At 69.4% G+C, this 16,847-nt stretch carries 17 protein-coding genes; 10 read left to right on the top strand and 7 right to left on the bottom strand.

Going from position 1 to position 16,847, the window contains the following annotated elements; translation table 11 throughout:
* Positions 1-89 precede the first annotated feature (89 nt).
* Complete coding sequence (locus ACIBKY_RS53695) at positions 90-1,538, bottom strand: LCP family protein (protein ID WP_397110208.1); 1,449 nt, start codon at positions 1,536-1,538, stop codon at positions 90-92.
* A gap of 502 nt (positions 1,539-2,040) precedes the next feature.
* Positions 2,041-2,607, bottom strand: a complete 567-nt coding sequence (locus ACIBKY_RS53690) for a TetR/AcrR family transcriptional regulator (protein ID WP_397110206.1) — start codon at positions 2,605-2,607, stop codon at positions 2,041-2,043.
* A 94-nt stretch (positions 2,608-2,701) separates the two neighbouring features.
* Between ACIBKY_RS53690 and ACIBKY_RS53685 the strand changes: the two genes are divergently transcribed.
* Positions 2,702-3,625, top strand: a complete 924-nt coding sequence (locus tag ACIBKY_RS53685) for an NmrA family NAD(P)-binding protein (protein WP_397110204.1) — start codon at positions 2,702-2,704, stop codon at positions 3,623-3,625.
* Between the two features lie 60 nt (positions 3,626-3,685).
* Here ACIBKY_RS53685 and ACIBKY_RS53680 read toward each other — a convergent pair whose 3' ends face one another.
* Positions 3,686-4,849, bottom strand: a complete 1,164-nt coding sequence (locus ACIBKY_RS53680; protein WP_397110202.1) for a serine hydrolase domain-containing protein — start codon at positions 4,847-4,849, stop codon at positions 3,686-3,688.
* Positions 4,850-5,150: 301 nt separating this feature from the next.
* On the opposite strand from ACIBKY_RS53680, the gene ACIBKY_RS53675 reads away from it, so the two are divergent.
* Positions 5,151-5,708: a GNAT family N-acetyltransferase gene (locus ACIBKY_RS53675; protein ID WP_397110200.1), complete on the top strand. Its 558-nt coding sequence runs from the start codon at positions 5,151-5,153 to the stop codon at positions 5,706-5,708.
* A gap of 221 nt (positions 5,709-5,929) precedes the next feature.
* Here ACIBKY_RS53675 and ACIBKY_RS53670 read toward each other — a convergent pair whose 3' ends face one another.
* Positions 5,930-6,553, bottom strand: a complete 624-nt coding sequence (locus ACIBKY_RS53670; protein ID WP_397110198.1) for a hypothetical protein — start codon at positions 6,551-6,553, stop codon at positions 5,930-5,932.
* Between the two features lie 78 nt (positions 6,554-6,631).
* A complete protein-coding gene (locus ACIBKY_RS53665; protein ID WP_397110196.1) occupies positions 6,632-6,826 on the bottom strand; it encodes a hypothetical protein in 195 nt (64 codons plus the stop codon).
* A gap of 197 nt (positions 6,827-7,023) precedes the next feature.
* On the opposite strand from ACIBKY_RS53665, the gene ACIBKY_RS53660 reads away from it, so the two are divergent.
* The gene (locus ACIBKY_RS53660) at positions 7,024-7,419 is read left to right on the top strand and encodes a hypothetical protein (protein WP_397110194.1); all 396 of its coding nucleotides are present in this window, start codon (positions 7,024-7,026) and stop codon (positions 7,417-7,419) included.
* A gap of 142 nt (positions 7,420-7,561) precedes the next feature.
* Here ACIBKY_RS53660 and ACIBKY_RS53655 read toward each other — a convergent pair whose 3' ends face one another.
* Entirely contained in the window at positions 7,562-8,527 is a 966-nt protein-coding gene (locus ACIBKY_RS53655) for an AraC family transcriptional regulator (RefSeq protein WP_397110192.1), read from the bottom strand.
* A gap of 102 nt (positions 8,528-8,629) precedes the next feature.
* Between ACIBKY_RS53655 and ACIBKY_RS53650 the strand changes: the two genes are divergently transcribed.
* The gene (locus ACIBKY_RS53650; RefSeq protein ID WP_397110190.1) at positions 8,630-9,625 is read left to right on the top strand and encodes a zinc-dependent alcohol dehydrogenase family protein; all 996 of its coding nucleotides are present in this window, start codon (positions 8,630-8,632) and stop codon (positions 9,623-9,625) included.
* A 255-nt stretch (positions 9,626-9,880) separates the two neighbouring features.
* Here the strand turns inward: ACIBKY_RS53650 and ACIBKY_RS53645 are convergent, their stop codons facing one another.
* Positions 9,881-10,297: an NUDIX domain-containing protein gene (locus tag ACIBKY_RS53645; RefSeq protein ID WP_397110188.1), complete on the bottom strand. Its 417-nt coding sequence runs from the start codon at positions 10,295-10,297 to the stop codon at positions 9,881-9,883.
* A gap of 261 nt (positions 10,298-10,558) precedes the next feature.
* On the opposite strand from ACIBKY_RS53645, the gene ACIBKY_RS53640 reads away from it, so the two are divergent.
* The 6 genes from ACIBKY_RS53640 to ACIBKY_RS53615 all read left to right on the top strand — a co-directional run bounded on the left by ACIBKY_RS53640 (position 10,559) and on the right by ACIBKY_RS53615 (position 16,844).
* Entirely contained in the window at positions 10,559-10,906 is a 348-nt protein-coding gene (locus tag ACIBKY_RS53640; protein ID WP_397110186.1) for a PRC-barrel domain containing protein, read from the top strand.
* An 866-nt stretch (positions 10,907-11,772) separates the two neighbouring features.
* A complete protein-coding gene (locus tag ACIBKY_RS53635; RefSeq protein WP_397110185.1) occupies positions 11,773-12,204 on the top strand; it encodes an Hsp20/alpha crystallin family protein in 432 nt (143 codons plus the stop codon).
* Positions 12,205-12,294: 90 nt separating this feature from the next.
* On the top strand, positions 12,295-12,624 hold the full coding sequence (locus ACIBKY_RS53630; RefSeq protein ID WP_397110183.1) for a MerR family transcriptional regulator: 330 nt from the start codon (positions 12,295-12,297) through the stop codon (positions 12,622-12,624).
* 786 nt (positions 12,625-13,410) lie between these two features.
* Positions 13,411-13,677, top strand: a complete 267-nt coding sequence (locus tag ACIBKY_RS53625; protein WP_397110212.1) for a MerR family transcriptional regulator — start codon at positions 13,411-13,413, stop codon at positions 13,675-13,677.
* A 580-nt stretch (positions 13,678-14,257) separates the two neighbouring features.
* Positions 14,258-15,388: a serine hydrolase domain-containing protein gene (locus ACIBKY_RS53620; protein ID WP_397110181.1), complete on the top strand. Its 1,131-nt coding sequence runs from the start codon at positions 14,258-14,260 to the stop codon at positions 15,386-15,388.
* Between the two features lie 238 nt (positions 15,389-15,626).
* Positions 15,627-16,844 (top strand): serine hydrolase domain-containing protein, encoded by a 1,218-nt coding sequence (locus ACIBKY_RS53615; protein ID WP_397110179.1) that lies wholly within the window; start codon positions 15,627-15,629, stop codon positions 16,842-16,844.
* Positions 16,845-16,847: the final 3 nt, after the last annotated feature.

Here is a 16,847-nt window from a genome sequence, read left to right as displayed (position 1 = left end):
GGTCGACTGCTGTCTTACCGGGAGCCTTCTCTTCTCTCAACCCACCCTCGCGCATCCACTCTGGCCTGCACGCTCAGGTTGGAAAAGCCTCAGGGGTTGGTGGACGAATCCACGGTCTTGTCCTTCATCGAGTCGGGGATCACGGTCGTCACGCGCACGCCCGGCCAGTCGGCGCCGATCACCAGCTGGACGATCGGCCCCGACGGGTTGGTCGTGGGGGTGGCGCTGGGCTTGGGTGAGGTGAAGGGCTCGATGCCGGCGGCCTTCACCTTTCCCGCGACGGGGGTGCGCTTGTCCTTGCTCAGCCTGCCGGCGACCGTGTCGGCGTACGGGGCGCCGTCCTGCTGGCGTTTGGCGTAGCGCACCTGGGTGACGGCTGCCGCCGGGGCGTTGCCCGTCTCGGTCACGACGAATCCCTGGGCCGCCAGTTCGTCGGCGACCTTCTTGGCCAGCCCGACCTGGCTGGAGCCGTTCAACACCTGAACGCGGACCTTGTTGTTCGGGATCTTCACTTGCGGGTTGGCTGATGCCGACGGGTTGGGACCCGCCACTTTGCTGGTTTCGACGTCGTTGCGCAAGCGGGTGAAGAAGTCGTCGGCCGCCGGCTGAGCCAGTTGGACCCTGTTCTTGTCTGCGGGGTAGGCCTGGACGGGTACGGTGACGCCCTTGAGCTGGGTGGCCGTGATCCCCTGCATGCTTCGGGCGATCTCCAGCATGCGCTCCAGCGACAGCTGGTCATCCACCGTGACCGCAGCGATGGCGGCCTGGAGAAAACTGTTGAGTTTGGCGGGATCGGTGAACAGGCCGCCATCGGTGACCTTCTTCATCACCTGCGAGAGGAAGATCTGCTGCCGGTTGATGCGCGACAGGTCACTGCCATCTCCCATCGAGTAGCGGGCCCGGACGTAGCCGAGCGCCTGTTCCCCGTTGACCACGTGGTTGCCCGCGGCCAGCACCAGCTTGGCCTTGGGGTCGTTGACCGGCTTGGGCAGGCAGACCGAAATGCCGCCCAGGGCGTCGATGATGCCTTTGAAACCCGTGAAGTCGACCTTGACGAAGTGGTTGAGCCGCAGCTTGGTCGTCGCCTCGACCGTGCGCATCGCGCACACCACCCCGCCGTCGTTGAAAGCGGAGTTGATCTGCCTCAGGCCGGAGGCGATGGGGGCGCCGGCCGCGTTCTGACAGGCCGGGATGATCACCATGAGATCGCGGGGGAAGCTGACGATCGTCACCTTGTCCCGATCCGGCGAGACGTGCAGCAGCATCAGCGTGTCGCTGCGCTCGCCCAGGCCGTGCGAGGTGGCCCCGTACTTCTTGTTGTCGCCCTCGCGGGAGTCCGATCCGATCAGCAGCACGTTCAGGGCGCCGGTCTCCGGGGGGCGCTGCCTGCCCAGCGCGTCGGAGACGTTCTGGCGCTTCAAGCCAGCATCCAGAGACCGGTAGTAGCCGTAGGCCACCACGAGAGCCACCACCAAGATCGCGGTCACGATGGTGCTCGCCCAGTAGCCCCAGTGCCGATGCGTCGCCTCGCGGGACACGCTGCGAACGCCTCGACTTCCCAACAGACGCCCCGTTCTCGCATCGTGCAAAGATCGCGAACACGGTAGCAAACCGGCAAAGCATCGCCCGTGAAACGGGCGTTCTTCAGCTAAAGATCTTGTTGTGAGGGGCGTCCAGAGGCTCGGAGCCGACAGGAGTCGCTCGCACTGAAACGAGGTGATACCGGCGGCGCCGGGGCAGGACCCGCACGAGCGCGGAAAGGATCGCCCGATCCACCCACAACGGCCGGGGAGCAGCGCCCTGACGGCCGGGCACAGCCAGCAGTACCAGAATCTCCGCGTCCTTGGACGCCTGCGATCAGGCGAGCAGCGCGATCCAACCGGATACCCGTAAAACGATCAAGTACAGCAGCCGCAGAGCGCTCCTGCCCGAGCCATCGAACACAGCAAAACCCCAGGCCAAGCCCGCTGACACAAGATCCGGCACCTACAGGTTCGGATCAAGCGGGCAGGACGGGGGACGGTCTTTCGAGCAGGCTTCTTAGCTCCGCGGGCTCAGGCCCGCCACGGCCAGTCGGAACAGCCGGTCCGCGCGGGCGGCCGGGTCGGGGTGGTGCTCCGTCGCGAGGACGATGCCGACGATCAGCGCGATCAGGTCGGCGACGGTGATGCCTTCCGCCACCGCCCCGTCCTGCACGGCGCGCCGCAGCAGGGGGTTTCCCGCCTCTGCCATCATCGCCGAGCAGGTGTTCTCGTGTACGGAGTCGGGCTCGGCCCCGTCGTAGGCCAGTGCCGCCGCCAGCCCTCGGGCTGCGACGCAGTAGGCGACGACGGCACTGAGCCATTCCAGGAGCGCGTCACGGCTGTCGCTCTTGCCTGCCAGCTCGCGGGCGCAGGCGGCCAGGGCCTCGATCCGCTGGTGGGAGACCGCTTCCAGCAACGCCCGGCGGGTCGGGAAGTGGCGCCGTACGGTGGCCGAGCCGACCCCCGCGATGCGGGCGATCTGTTCCAGGGAGGCGTCGGCCCCGTGTGCGGCGACCTCCTCCTCGGCCACGGCGAGGATGCGCGCGTAGTTCCGCCGGGCGTCCGCGCGCTGACGGTCGGGCATGTCGTCATCTCCAGAGTTGCTAAGTGGCGGGGGTCGCCATATCGTATCGCAATGAAAACGGCGGGCCCCGCCGTTTAATGCCCTGAGGAGCACCATGTCCGCAGATTCCGCACCCGTCCTGGTCAGCGGCGCCACCGGCAGGCAGGGCGGAGCCACCGCCCGTGCCCTGCTCGCCGCAGGCGTTCCCGTACGCGCCCTGGTGCGCTACCCCGACACCGAGCGAGCCAAGGCCGTCGAGACGCTCGGCGCCGAACTGGTCACCGGCGATCTCCACGATCGCGATTCGGTAGTCCGGGCCGCCGAGGGCGTACGAGCTGTCTTCTCTGTTCAGATGGCCGCCCTGACCGCCGAAGGGTTCAATTTCGACGGAGAGGTGGCCCAGGCGGTCAACCTCATCGAGGGCGCGAAGGCGGCGGGAGTGCCGCAGTTCGTGCACACCTCCACCAGCGGCGCCGGTCAGCACACCCAGACTCCTGGCTGGGTCCCAGGCCGTTGGGGCTCCTTGGACGCCAGCCTTGGAGCCAAGAGCACGATCCAGGACCGGGTTCGCGCGGCCGGCTTCTCCCGCTGGACGATCCTCAAGCCGGGTTTCTTCATGGAGAACTTCCTGCCGTCCATGGCTTTCCTGTTCCCGCGGGGCGTCGAAGGCGGCCTGGTGAGCGTCGTGAAGCCGGACACCCGGCTGTCCCTCGCCGCGGTGGACGACATCGGCAGGGCGGCCGCCGCGGCCATCGCCGAGCCGGAGCGGTTCCACGGGGTGGAGCTGGAGCTGGCAAGTGAGTACCTGTCGATGACGGAGATCGCCGAGGTTCTCTCCCACGCGCTGGGCACGCACCTGTCGGCACCGGACATGACCGAGGAGCAGGCCCTCGCCGCCGGAATGCCGGCGATGGGCACCTCACACGAGTGGATGAACGTGGCCGGCCAGCCGGCCCGCCCGCAGTACGCCAGAGACCTCGGCCTTTCGCTCACCAGCTTCGGGGAATGGGCTCGGCAGCACCTGCGGCCCACGGCTTGATGCGGAGGGGACGGCCATACGACCCTAAGTTCCCCGTCTTCCCGCGGGACCAAAGGTGAGTTACCGGGCGTCGGCGTAGGCCTTGGCCAGCTTCGCCCAGGCCTGCTGGGCGTTTCCGGTCGTGGCCAGCCGGTTGGCGACCACGGCGATCGTGACCCCGCCGGCCCGGTCGGTGGCGCCCAGGGAGGTGAAGCCGCCATAGGCGCCGGCGTGGCCCTTCCACGTGCGGCCGCCGTGGTCGAAGCTGAGGGCGGCCATGCCGTACGGCTGGCCGGCGGCGACCGACAGGGCGGTCGGCTTGATCATGGCGTCGAGAGTGGCCGGGCGCAGGAGGCGGCGGCCGGTGAACAGCGCGTCCAGGAAGCGGGCGGCCCCGAAGGCGGTGCCGGCGAACATGCCGTCGCCGAACGGCAGGCCGTACACGTCGGTGGGGACGCCGGTGGCCCCGTAGGCGGTGAAGTAGTCAATGAGCTTGCCGCCACCGTCGTCGATGTAGCCGTGCGCGAAGCGGGGGCGATGACGCGGCGCGCGCTCGCCGGTGAGGTGCTCGCCTCGCTCGCCCGCCCTGGCGAGGAAGCGCCGCACGTCTCGTTCCAGCGCCTTCTCGCCGCCGGCGATCTCGGTCAGCACGTGGGCCAGGATGATGAACCCGGTGTTGGAGTACTCGTAGCGGCTGCCCGGCTTGACCGGCTCGCTCACGCCGGGCGCGAGCATGGCGAACGTGAACGGCCGGTTCGGGTCGTACTCGGCGCCCTGCGGCAGCAGGGGCGCGGTGCTGGGATGGGTGTACAGGTCCGGGTAGCCCGAGGTGTGCGTGAGCAGCATCCGCGGCGTGACCACGTTCGCGCCGGGCAGCTTGGTCCCGATGTGGGCAGAGATGGGCCGGTCGAGGGCGAGGGTGCCCTTGTCGGCCAGGTGGAGGGCGTAGGCGCCCAGGATGAGCTTGCCGAAGCTGGCCAGGCTGAACAGCGTCCGGCCGGTCACCGGGGCGGGCGGGTCGTCCACCGCCCGGCCGGTCCTCGCCGACCAGATGACCTTCCCGTTCCGCATCGCCACGGCCTGGACGCCCGGGCCGTCCGCGCCGCCGGTCGCCTCGGCGAACGCCTTGTCCAGTGCGGCCCGCACGGGATCCGCGCCGGCGCGCGCCGTTGCCGTGGCAGTATGAGGGACGGCCACCATGGTCGCCGCCAGCAGGCCGGCCGCAACCGCGAGTCTTCTGAGCACAGGTGCCTCTCAACTGGTGTCAGGGAGTACTCCTTCGAGACTCGCCGCGGCGAGGCGGTCCCTCATCGTTCTCCTGGATGAACCGCTCCTGGCACTTGCGGCCGGATGGCATAGACCTAAGTTCAATAGCCCCCTACGAAAAGCGCTGACGCAGGGCGGTGACCCCGACTGGGACGGCGGCCAGGGCGCTGTGCCAGGCGGCCCAACGCCTCATCCCCGACGAGCTCCGAGGCCGGGCGGGGAGCGTGAACCGCCGGATATTCAGTGTCCGCCCATCCCCGAGAACACAAGAATGATGCGCATGACCTTGCCAACCCCCGAGCTGCACACTGACCGCCTGCGCTTGCGCCCCTTCACCAACGCCGACGCGGACGCCCTCTACACCCTGCACAGCAACACCCACGTGATGCGCTACTGGGACTCCCCTCCGTGGACCGAACCGGCCCGCTCCGACCGATTCATCATGATGTGCCACAAGATGGCGGAAGAAGGCACCGGAGCACGAGTGGCCATCGACCGCGCCTGCGACGGGGCCTACGTCGGCTGGTGCGGTCTGACCTCATGGAACCCGGACTACCGCAGTGCCTCACTGGGCTACTGCCTCAGCGAGGCGATGTGGGGGCACGGCTATGCGACGGAAGCCGCGCAGGCCTTGCTGCGGTGGGCCTTCGACACCCTGGACCTCAACCGAGTTCAGGCCGAGGCCGATACGCGAAACATGGCCTCTGCTCGAGTCCTGGAGAAGGTCGGATTCATCCGGGAAGGAACCCTGCGCGAAGACTGCATCGTGAACGGGGATATATCCGACTCATGGGTATACGGGCTGCTCAGACGGGAATGGAAGCCGTCACCCACATAAGCACCTCGTCCCCGCGCAATGACGATGAACCGTCGGCCTACGCCCGCTGCTCCGCCTTCACCAGGAACTGCGGTCGCAGCTCGACGCGCTGGCCGCGCACGGGATCGGTCGCGAGAAAATCTTCTCCGAGAAGATCTCGACCCGGGTGAAGGTGCGTCCGCGGTTCGAGGCGGCACTCGCGCCGGCCCGGCAGATCAAGGCGCACGCCCCGCACTGCCGCGTCATCCTGACCGTGTATGAGACGAAGCGACTGAGCCGCGACGCCGCCGAACCCACCGCGCCGGCCTACTACCACCTGACCGCGCGGCCAGCCGTTCATGGTCGTGCGGCTCGTAGGCAGTGCGGACCCGAGCGTGATCGGCGTTGTCACCGTGACCCATGAAGTTGACGAACCGGCCCGCCGCCCAGGGCTCAAGGTCGTGGAACAGGAGGTCGAGGAAGCGATGGGCCGCCGCGACATCGGTCCCGATCAGCGGGGTGAGAACCGCGAGCATGTACGCGGCGTCTCGATGTCCGACGGCGTTGACGTGGGCGGGCGGTTCGGCCAGTGCGCCGCCCAAATGACGCAGTTCGATGATCGCGGGCAGTGGCGCATCCGGCGCGACGTGGCTGAGAAGTGTGTGGATCGCCTTGCCGTCCAGGTCGGTGAGCATGGCGCTGTCGGCGGCCCACGGCATGGCGATGGGCGGGTCGTCGTGAATCGAGGAACTCCGGCTGTACGGCAGGTCCGCCAGCGTCTCCATCAGCCGCGGCCCGATCAGGCGCAGCGGCTGGACGAGGCGTTCGCCCTCCTCGGGCGATCCGGTGAAGGCTATGCGCACGTGATAGACGTGGCGGCCGCGCATCGGCTCGGGCAGCCGTGGGTCGTCGGGGAACGCACCGGGACCAGGTCGAACTCCATGCCGGTGACGATGCCGAAGTTGTCACGTCCGCCGAGCAGCGCCATACAGGTCGGGCTCACCGTCCGGGGTGACGTGACGCAGGCGTCCGTCCGCGGTCACCACATCCATGGCCCGCACCCGGTCGGCCGCCCAGCCATGGCTGCGCCCCAGCAGCGGCAGGCCGCCGCTCAGGCAGCCGGGCGGGCTTGACGTCGACGCGCAGCCCGCTCTGGGCATACAGGAGTTTGACCGCGGCCAGCGCCTGGTTGATCGAGGCGGGCGAGAACTTGCCCTGCATGACATGCCGGCGCCAGGCGGTGAGGGCGGCCTCGGCGTCTCCGGGTTCGGTCCGTCCAGCGGCGGCATCCTGCGTCGGGAACCCGGGGCGGTGCGAGAGACTCAGGGCAAACGGAGCGGGGCAGGGTGGTGGCGCGTTGCGGGAATCCGCGTGGCGTGAGCTGATGCTGGAGCGTGGACCGGTCGGGCGCTGGCGCTCGGCCCTGGGTACGGCGACCGCGCTCGTCGGCGAGGAGGTGGTGTTCGCCGCCGACGGGACGGGCCTGCTGCGCTCGTACTCGGCCCTCTTCGGCGAGGACGAGCCGCTTGCGTTCCGGTGGCGGATGGAGGGACGCGCCCAGGTGCGCGTCCTCCTCGTCGGCCCGCAGGAGGAGGGCGAGGAGGACGACGAGGGGTTGGTGGTGACCATGGAGTTCCGCCGGCACGATTCCGACACCGGGGTCACCACGGTCCTCGCCGAGCCCGGGCGTGATGCCTTCTGGCCGGCGACCTATCCGCTGGAACCGGTCGCGGAACCGCCAGGAGGCGCGTAATCGGGAGACCGTGCACCGCGCTCCAGGTGTTCTTGCCGACGGGCGTGGCACGGCTCGGCGTGGGGGCCGTGACCGGGGTAGTCGCCCGCGGGGAGGCCGCCTCAGGCGTGTCGGCGTACGGATGTCGGGGAGTTGTCAGGTCTCACGTGGGCCCGGACGACCTGACTGTCACCTCTGCACGGCCCCTGCTCTCGTGCTCGCGGCGGTAACGGCCCGGCGAGAGACCGAACTCCCGCTTGAAGGCCTTGGCGAAGGCGAACTCCGAGGTGTAGCCACCGCTCTCGGCCACGACGCGCAGCGGGGCGTCGCCGGTGACCAGGAGCCGGCTGGCCAGGGTCATCCGCCACCAGGTCAGATAGGCCAGCGGGGGACTGCCCACCACAGTGGTGAACCGGCGCGCGAACGCTGCCCGTGACAGACCCGCCCGCGCGCCGAGTTCTTCCACCGTCCAGGGGCGGGCCGGGTCGTCGTGCAGGGCGTGCAGGGACCGCGCGATCTCGGGGTCGGCCAGCGCGGCGGCCCATCCGGTGGACTCCCGCCCGGCGTGCTCGTTGAGCCAGGAGCGCAGGACGTAGAGGAGCAGTGAGTCGAGCAGCGCCGGGATCAACGCGTCCGAGCCGGGTCCCGGCCGCTCCAGCTCGGCGCCCAGCAGTTCCACGGCGGCGCGCAGCGCGGGTTCGGCGCCGATTCTGGCCGGCAGGTGGACGACGTCGGGAAGCCCGGTGAGCAGCGGATGCGCTCGCGCGCGGTCGAGGGAGTAGGCGCCGCACAACAGCAGCGTGGCCGGACCTGCGCCCGCCGGCGGCGCCTCGGTCATCACCCAGTCGCCGGCCTGGTTCTGGACGACGTCGGTCAGGGGTGTCGAGGGGGTGTCCGCGATCGCGTGCCCCCGCCCGTGGGGCAGGAACACCACGTCACCTGGGGCGAGCGGGATCGGCTCTCGCTCCTGCCCGGCGAGCAGCAGCCAGCAGGAGCCCCGCAGGATGACATGGACGCCCGCTCCGCTTGAAGGGGCGAAGCGCATACCCCACGGCGCGGTCAGGAGCGTGCGCGAGGAGTGGGGGACCCCGGTGCGCATCGCCGTGATCGCGTCGCTCAGTACATCCATGCGGCCGATCATAGCTCTTCATCTGTACGGCAAGACGGCCGGACATAAAAGTGAGATTCTCCGGCATGGATAGTCTCGTCACCGGTCCATAGTGTCCTCGGCATGACAGATCACGCACGTGCGGTGCTCTTCCACGAGATCGGCGGCCCCGAGGTCCTGAAGATCGAGGAGGTCCGGCTCGACCCCCCGGCACCCGACGAGGTCCGGGTCCGGGTCGAGGCCATCGGGCTCAACCGCGCCGAAGCCCTCTTCCGCGCCGGCACCTACTACTACCCGCCCACCCTGCCCGGCTCCCGGCTCGGCTTCGAGGCCGCCGGCACCGTCGAGGCCGTCGGCCGTGACGTTCAGGAGTTCACCTCCGGAGACGCGGTCAGCGTCATCAGTGGTGAGGAGATGTCGCGCCACGGCGTCTACGGGGACCGGATCACCATCTCCGTCCGCTCCCTGCTGCCCCGCCCGCCCGGGGTCGACGCGGTCACCGGCGCAGCCGTCTGGACCACCCAGCTGACCGCCTACGGCGCGCTGATGGAGGTGGGCCGGATGAACCCCGGCGACGCCGTCGTCATCACCGCCGCCTCCAGCGCGGTGGGATTGGCCGCCATTCAGCTCGCCAACCACCTCGGCGCCGTCCCCATCGCCGTCACCCGGACCGCCGCCAAGGCCGAACGCCTGCGTCGCGCGGGCGCCGCGCACGTCCTGGCCGCCGATGAGGGCGACGTCCCCGGCCGGGTGCGGGCGCTCACGGGCGCAGGAGGAGCTCGGCTCGTCTTCGACTCCATCGGCGGTCCCGGCCTCAGCGAGCTCGCCACCGCCGTGCGGGCCGACGGCCTGCTGATCGTGTACGGCTGGCTGGACCCCCGGCCCGCGCCCCTACCGATGAACTGGCCGCTCACCATCCACGGGTTCAACCTGGATCTCATCACCTCCGATCCCGAGCGCATGGCACGCGCCAAGCCCTTCATCGAGGCCGGGCTCCGCGCCGGGACCTTGACACCCGCCATCGACCGGATCTTCGAGCTGGAGGAGATCTCCGAGGCGCATCGGCATCTGGAGTCCAACAGCCAGCTCGGCAAAGTCGTCGTGACCGTACGGCACTGACGTCATTCCACGGTGCCGGCGCGCTCGTCCATGATCGCCGCACACCTCACCCGCTGGTGCACACGGTTCCGTACCCGGTGGAGCACACACCAGTACGCCGACAGCCCGCACCGCGATGACCGCGATGAAGGACATGCACCGCGCCACCACCTTCGAGGCCCGCCAACGCCAAGTCGATCACGCGCCAGGAGTTCGGCACCATGGCCACGGCCGTCGACGAGTGCATCACCAAGGTCGGCCCTCAGATGAGCGACGTCACCTGACGAGCACGGCGGTGAGCATTGAGAGATACGGCTCATGGGCGAGAGGCAGGCTGTCAAGGTCGGACGTCTCGAACCACGCCACAGCGTCGTGCTCGTCCGGCGCGGCGTTGACGGGTGTTCCGGTCCACCTGTCGATCAACCAGATCTGCATGTCGAACGTCGCCGTCCGGATCTCATGCATCGGCGGGCTGGACGGCTCCGATGCCGTGATTCCCAACTCCTCCCGAAGCTCGCGGACGAGGCTCTCTTTCGGATCCTCCCCCTCCTCGACATGACCGCCCGGCAGGTCCCACACGTCGGGATACCAACGGCGTCCGGCGCTTCGATGACACAGCAACACCCGATCGCCGTCGCGAAGAACGGCCGTCACAATCCGGACCGGACCGGAGCCGTCAGCGGAGATCGTCATCGGCACATTCTGACCCATGCGGATCTGAGCTCAGTCAACTTGGCATACGTGAAAGGAGAGATCATCATCCTCTGACCTGCTGGAAGGGCTCGACAACCCTGGACGTCTGCGGCGTCGGCCTGGATCGGGCGCACGGGGGGCAAGTCTTTTCCGCGTGCATGCCGGGTGATGTGCCGCGAGGGGGCGTTTCGGGAGGACGGCCCGGGTACCTGACCGACCGCAACCTGATCGCCGTATTCGGCTACTTCGGAGTGGATATACATGGGCAACACCTGGCACTACCGCGACAACGTCGTCCCCGACCTGACCACGAGCCTGGTCGGATACGACGTCGAGGCCACCGACGGCAAGATCGGATCGGTGGATGAGGAGAGCAACGAGGCCGGCGCCAGCTACCTGGTCGTCGACACCGGGTTCTGGATCTTCGGCAAGAAGGTGGTGCTACCCGCCAGCACCATTACCCGCATCGACCCGCAGGAGCAGAAGGTCTACCTGGCCCGCACCAAGCAGGAGATCAAGGACGCGCCGGAGTTCGACGAGAACACCTACCGCGACAGCGCCTACCAGCGCCAGGTCGGCGACTACTACGGCCGCTACCCACTGCTCTAGCCATAGAACTGCCGGACCGCGACATCTCCGGGGACCGGACGGCGACGTGCAGGGATCTGCCTACCCTCGGCCGGGTGTGGCGCAGCGTCGCATGAGAGTGAGCAGTGACTCTTGCGCCGTCGGTGGCGAGGCGGGCGGGCTGGGCGGGGTGTGAATCCGCGCTTCCGCCCCCGCGCGATGATCCGCGCCGGCCCAGTTCAGCTGCCTGCGGGCCGGCAGTGAAGCTGCGCTGGCCCGCGGGACCCGCAGGAGGTGAGCCGGCACGGTGATGGGACCATCGAAGCCGTGCTCGCTGACGGTCCCGTCGTGGGCCTGGTCTTGTGCGGTCAGGCCCAGGGCTGGGCGGCCGCCGCCGACCTGGCCGCGGTCATCGCCGGGCGGCACTACGGGCGCGCACCCTCGCCGCCGTGTTCGTCTAGGCCACCGACGTGCGGAACCGGCTGGTCTGGGCCAGTAGCCCAGATCGCATCAAGGGCGCCGCCTGGCCCCGCGAGCCACGACCCTCCGCGCGACCCGCGAATGAGCCCGTGTCCGAGCGGCTCGGCGGGCGGTCTCAGTGCGGCGCGACCGGAGGGGAATGGCCCGGAACGCTATTGGGCCGCTGAGGTGCCCGCCCCGCAAGGGGTTGGCGAACAACAGCCCCTCACCCGGCAGGGTGGCGCGAGTTGTGCGCGTACCGTCCGCCGCGACCGCGCCATTGACCTGAACGTCGATCCGGATGAACGTCCAGCCCCGTGCGACGGCCTCCCAGACTTGACACCTCTGCTCGTAGGAAACCTATAATCCGATTCGTAGGTTTCCTCTCGTAGAGGACAAGCGTCCCGGGTGACCAGGAGGCCCCGGGGGATCTTCGGAGGTGGAGCACGATGCTGCTCACGTCGATCGACCCGTTCGTGCAGGAGTTCGAGCGCCAGTTCGACCGGCTGGCCCGCCAGGCCGCACAGGGCAACGGCGTGGCCATGCCCATGGACGGGCTGCGCCGTAAGGACGACGTCGTCCTGCGCTTCGACCTGCCCGGCATCGACCCCGATTCCATCGAGGTCACCGTCGACCGTGGCGTCCTGTCGGTCAGCGCGCGGCGCGAGGAGGAGCTCGTCGAGGACGAGCGGCTGTTCGTCCGCGAACGTCCGATGGGGACCTTCACCCGGCGCGTCTATCTGTCGGAGCACCTCGACAGCGAAAGGATCGACGCCGGCTACCACAACGGCGTGCTCGTCGTGCGCATCCCGGTGCTGGAGCGCGCCAAGCCGCGCAAGGTCGAGATCAGCCGCGGTGACTCCAAGGCGATCAAGGCCTGACTCGCCGGCCAGGGCGGGCCCCGGCTCGTGACCGACCCTGACGGGACACCGGGATGGTCCCGCGGCCCGCCCCAGCCAGGAGGCAAGCAGATGTCCCTGCCCTTCGACGACGAGCACGCCCCGCTGTACTCGCTGGGCCAAGTCGCCGACATGCTCCACGTACAGCAGGCCTACCTGCGCCGTCTGGACCAGCATGACGTGGTCAGCCCCAGCCGCTCACCCGGCGGCCAGCGCCGCTACTCCCGCCACGACATCGGCACCGTCCAGCACGTCGTGGCCATGACCGACGAAGGCATGACCCTCAACGCGATACGCCGCATCCTCGAACTCGAACAGCAGGTCCGGCACCTCAACAGCGAACTCCAGACCGCCCGCCGCACGCTGGCCGCGAAACCGCGGACACGGGACGCCGACTCCTGATCCCTGTTCCGTCCCAATGGCTGCCGATGGGTCCGTTGGCGGATGTGCGCACCAGACGCTGTCGTGGTCCTCGATCTTCCCGACCACCTGCGCACCGCCGACGACGCCACCGTCCGCCAGTCCCCTCGCCGCCGGGCAGGTCATCCGCCGCGACCGGAGCTGCCCCACCCGGAGCCGAAAATCTGTATTGGCGATGGTAGACATCCGCATGTGCGGGCACTATAGTTTGTGACATCGCAAGAACGGATTCACCGGGCAGCGAAAGTAGTTCCTGGCATCACGACGAACTGCCCGCAGCACGATGAAGTCAGAGGTTGACGGCAGAAGGTCGGATGTGACGGGCCAGCGCAACAGACAGGGGCCCTGATCGTGGACGCGCTGCCGAAGGTGAAGTTGGCAAGTGTTCCGGAAGAGAAAGATGAAGGGAGTGGTGACGCCATCGGGATCGCCCGTTGCCGGCTGAAGTTCCCGCCGCTCGGGTACCGCAGTTCCACAGAAAGAAGGTGGTCTACGGTCACACATCCGCGATCCGCGCATCACCGCCGCTCGCTGCGGCAGATGCGGACAACAGTAGGCCGGCCGGATGGCCGGTAGATGGTGTTGAACTCTTTCGGGCCCCGGCGCACAGGCGCCGGGGCCCCTGTGCGCGTGAAGAGAAGGGAATGCATGGATCAACGCCGCTCGGCTGCCGGGGATGACACACCCGTTCACGGCAGGATTACGGAAACGACGGCCGAACCCACGGCCGAAGACCGGTTCGACGATGACGACTACCCCGCCTACAGCATGGGCGCGGCCGCCGACATGCTCGGCGTCACCGCCACCTTCCTGCGCGCCCTGGGCGCCGCCCATCTGATCGAGCCGAAACGCTCCAGCGGCGGCCACCGCCGCTACTCCCGCTACCAACTGCGCCTGGCCGGGCGGGCCCGAGAACTCGTCGATCAGGGCACTCCCGTGGAAGCCGCCTGCCGAATCATCATCCTGGAAGACCAACTGGCCGAGGCGCTGCGGATCAACGCCGCCTACGAACGCGAGCGCGCCGCCGGAACCTAACGGCCGGCGCCGCACCCTGCGGCCTGGTCCGCGACTACGCTGACCAGGCCACGGCCATACCGGACGACGACCCGTGGTACCTGCATCGCCTCCATCCCGGCCCCGGCTCACGGCCCGGCTGGAGGCCGAATGAGCCGCCATGGCCTGACGCCCGCCGGCTCTGGCCGCGTCTCCGCCCTGCGCGTGGCGGAGAGGGCGGCAACGTCATCCCTGGCCAACGCAGAGACGGCCAGGGACAGGCCCGCCGCGCGCCCCTTCCCTCGGGAGGGGCTCGTCTTCGACACGGCGCACGTGCGCCCCGCCAGGAGCCTCACGCCTCGTGCTTGGTGCCGGGTATACCGATCTGCCGGCCGCCCAGAGGCCGGGCAGCGGAGTGAGCGCACGTCGCCGGCGCCTGGTCCACCCGGCGCTGCCCGCCCTGGCGCGCGGCGCGTGCTGGTGGGGCAGGCCCTACCAGGAGCTACCGGTCCACGCCACTGAGCATCGGGCAGTTGGCGGGATCGTTTACTGTGATCGCCGCCCATAACGTGATGACCAGCGCCGATATGGCGCTGCATCACCTTTCGGGAGAAGTCACTTCATGCGCATCACGTCCAAGATCCTCGCCCTCGCTCTCGCCGCCGCCACCGCCGGCACAGTGCTTGCCACCGTCCCGGCGCACGCCGCCCAGGCCACGACGCCGAGCACAACCGCCTCGCTGCAGAAGGCGATGGACGCACTGGTGGATACCAGCAACGTGGCAGGAGTGCAGGCCAGGCTCACCGAGGCCGGCAACCAGCGCGTGCTGCGCGCCGGGACCGCCCGGATCGGCGGCAGCCGCCCCGTCCCGGCTGACGGGCTGTTCCGCATGGGCAGCGCCACCAAGGTCTTCACCGCGGCGACCGTGCTGCACCTGGCCGGCGAGGGACGCATCAAGTTGGGCGAGCCCATCGCCACCTACCTGCCCGGGCTGCTGCCACGCGAGAACGACATCACGGTGCGGATGATCCTGCAGCACACCGCCGGGATCCCCAGCTACACCGACCTGCCGGAGTTTCCCACCGTCGGCGAGCCGTACCTGAAGCTGCGCTTCACCCGGTTCACCGACGAGCAGCTGGTGGCGGCCTCGCTGGCCAAGCCGCTGAACTTCGAGCCCGGCTCGCGCTTTTCCTACTCCAACACCGGCTATCTGGTGGCCGGGATGCTGATCAAGGCGGTGACCGGCAACAGCTGGCAGAGCGAGGTCACCAAGCGCATCATCAAGCCGCTGGGCCTGCGCGACACCTCCGCTCCCACCTACTCCACCTCGATCCCCGGGCCGCACGCCCACGGCTACATCAAGAAGAGCACCGGCCAATACGTCGACATCAGCCGGCTCAACCCGAGCATCGCCAGCTCCGGCGGCGCGATGATCACCACCACCAAGGACCTGACGACCTTCCTCCACAGCCTGGCCACCGGCAAGGTCCTCAAGCCCGCCCAGCTCGCCGAGATGAAGAAGGGCCTGTTCGTCAACCCCCAGATCGGCGCGTACGGCCTGGGCCTGAGGGTGCAGTCCACCAGCTGCGGCAAGCAGATCATCGGCCACACCGGAGGCATCCCCGGCTACCTCACCGCCGCCTACACCACCCCCGACGGCCGTACCACGCTGGCCCTGTCTGTCAGCGAGAAGCAGCCGCAAACCGACCAGGCTCCCTTCGAGAAGGCGATCGACGCCGCCTTCTGCGTCTGAGACCGGCCCTGCCCCGAGGGCTTCGGCCTCGGGGCAGGGCGCGCGTCTGACGGCATCCAGGGCGGAGGAACCTGCGGGCAGCCGTCAGCACGAGGAGGATCTTGCGGCGGCACAGGCTCATCGCCACGTCCCGCCCCCGGCCGTCAGCCCGTGCCCGGGAGGCGTTCCCTGAGAGCGCGCGCAGCCCTGCACATCCCGATCGCAGGTTCCTCACCCCTCCCGTCACCAAGGAGAAGCGATGTCGCCGTCCCACCCCACCAGAGCCGCCCTCACGCCCCCGCCGGACGCCTCCCGGTGGCGCCGCGCTCTGGCCCCGGTCACCGCGGCCGCCGTCGCCCTCAGCGTCCTGGGCCTGGCCGCCGCCCCGGCCGCCGCCGAGGCCGGCGCGCGGGCCCGCCCGGCCGACGCCGTACAGACGGCTCTGGAAGGCCTGGTCGGCACCGGCGGCTTCCCGGGCGCCCTGGCGTCGACGCGGGACCGCGGCGGGCGCGTGCGCGACTACACCGCAGGCGTGGCGGACCTGGCCACCCGGGCGAAGGTCCCCCGCAACGGGAAGGTACGCATCGGCAGCACCACCAAGACCTTCCTCGCCACGCTCGTCCTGCAACTGGCCGCAGAGGGCAAGATCGACCTCGACGCCCCGGTCGAGACCTATCTGCCCGGCCTGATCCGCGCCAACGGCAACGACGGCCGCCGCTTCACTGTCCGCCAGGCGCTCCAGCACACCGCCGGCCTGCCCGACTACGAACACGATCTGCTCGGCTCCTGGCCATCGTGGACCCAGGCCCGCCACCGCTACTTCGAACCCCGCGACGTGCTCGACGTGGGCCTGACCCGCCGGCCCGCCTTCGCCCCCGGCACCGGCTGGGCCTACAGCAACACCGGATACATCGCGCTCGGCCTGCTGGTGCAGAAGATCACCGGCCGGCCCCTCGGCGAGGAGATCACCAACCGGATCATCACCCCACTCCGGCTGCGCGACACCTACTGGCCAGGCGCCGGCGAGCGGAACATCCGCGGCCCCCACCCCAAGGGCTACCGGGCCAAGACCAACGAGCCGGGCGCCGAACTAGCCGAGGTCACCCGGCTGGACCCGTCCTGGGCATGGGCGGCCGGACAGATGATCAGCACCCCCCGCGACGTCAACCGCTTCCTGGGCGCACTGCTCGACGGCCGGCTCCTCAAGCCCGACCTGCTGCGGCAGATGAAGCAGACCATCGCCGCCCCCGGATTCCCGAAAGGCTGGAGCTACGGGCTCGGCCTGATGAAGATCGAACTGAGCTGCGGCGGCCACGCCTGGGCCCACGGCGGCGACATCTCCGGCTACGAGGTCCGCAACGGCGCCACCGAGGACGGACGCGCGGCCACCATCGCCGTCACCGCGATGCCCTACACCAAACCCGCCGCCGACCAGGTCAACGCCGCCCTGGACACCGCCCTGTGCGCCCAGCGATAGCAG

It is taken from the genome of Nonomuraea sp. NPDC050394 (genome assembly GCF_044459065.1).
In the GTDB taxonomy this organism is placed as follows: Bacteria; Actinomycetota; Actinomycetes; order Streptosporangiales; family Streptosporangiaceae; genus Nonomuraea.
The sequence above is the reverse complement of the archived record's forward strand: the minus strand, read 5'-3'. Positions and strand labels throughout refer to the sequence as shown.

Bases quoted from the DNA above. Each gene is read 5' to 3' on its own strand.
- ACIBKY_RS53690 (WP_397110206.1), bottom strand. From the start codon at position 2,607: ATGCCCGACCGTCAGCGCGCGGACGCCCGGCGGAACTACGCGCGCATC.
- ACIBKY_RS53685 (WP_397110204.1), top strand. From the start codon at position 2,702: ATGTCCGCAGATTCCGCACCCGTCCTGGTCAGCGGCGCCACCGGCAGG.
- ACIBKY_RS53675 (WP_397110200.1), top strand. From the start codon at position 5,151: ATGACCTTGCCAACCCCCGAGCTGCACACTGACCGCCTGCGCTTGCGC.
- ACIBKY_RS53670 (WP_397110198.1), bottom strand. From the start codon at position 6,553: ATGCGCGGCCGCCACGTCTATCACGTGCGCATAGCCTTCACCGGATCG.
- ACIBKY_RS53665 (WP_397110196.1), bottom strand. From the start codon at position 6,826: ATGCCCAGAGCGGGCTGCGCGTCGACGTCAAGCCCGCCCGGCTGCCTG.
- ACIBKY_RS53655 (WP_397110192.1), bottom strand. From the start codon at position 8,527: ATGGATGTACTGAGCGACGCGATCACGGCGATGCGCACCGGGGTCCCC.
- ACIBKY_RS53650 (WP_397110190.1), top strand. From the start codon at position 8,630: ATGACAGATCACGCACGTGCGGTGCTCTTCCACGAGATCGGCGGCCCC.
- ACIBKY_RS53645 (WP_397110188.1), bottom strand. From the start codon at position 10,297: ATGACGATCTCCGCTGACGGCTCCGGTCCGGTCCGGATTGTGACGGCC.
- ACIBKY_RS53640 (WP_397110186.1), top strand. From the start codon at position 10,559: ATGGGCAACACCTGGCACTACCGCGACAACGTCGTCCCCGACCTGACC.
- ACIBKY_RS53635 (WP_397110185.1), top strand. From the start codon at position 11,773: ATGCTGCTCACGTCGATCGACCCGTTCGTGCAGGAGTTCGAGCGCCAG.
- ACIBKY_RS53630 (WP_397110183.1), top strand. From the start codon at position 12,295: ATGTCCCTGCCCTTCGACGACGAGCACGCCCCGCTGTACTCGCTGGGC.
- ACIBKY_RS53625 (WP_397110212.1), top strand. From the start codon at position 13,411: ATGGGCGCGGCCGCCGACATGCTCGGCGTCACCGCCACCTTCCTGCGC.
- ACIBKY_RS53620 (WP_397110181.1), top strand. From the start codon at position 14,258: ATGCGCATCACGTCCAAGATCCTCGCCCTCGCTCTCGCCGCCGCCACC.
- ACIBKY_RS53615 (WP_397110179.1), top strand. From the start codon at position 15,627: ATGTCGCCGTCCCACCCCACCAGAGCCGCCCTCACGCCCCCGCCGGAC.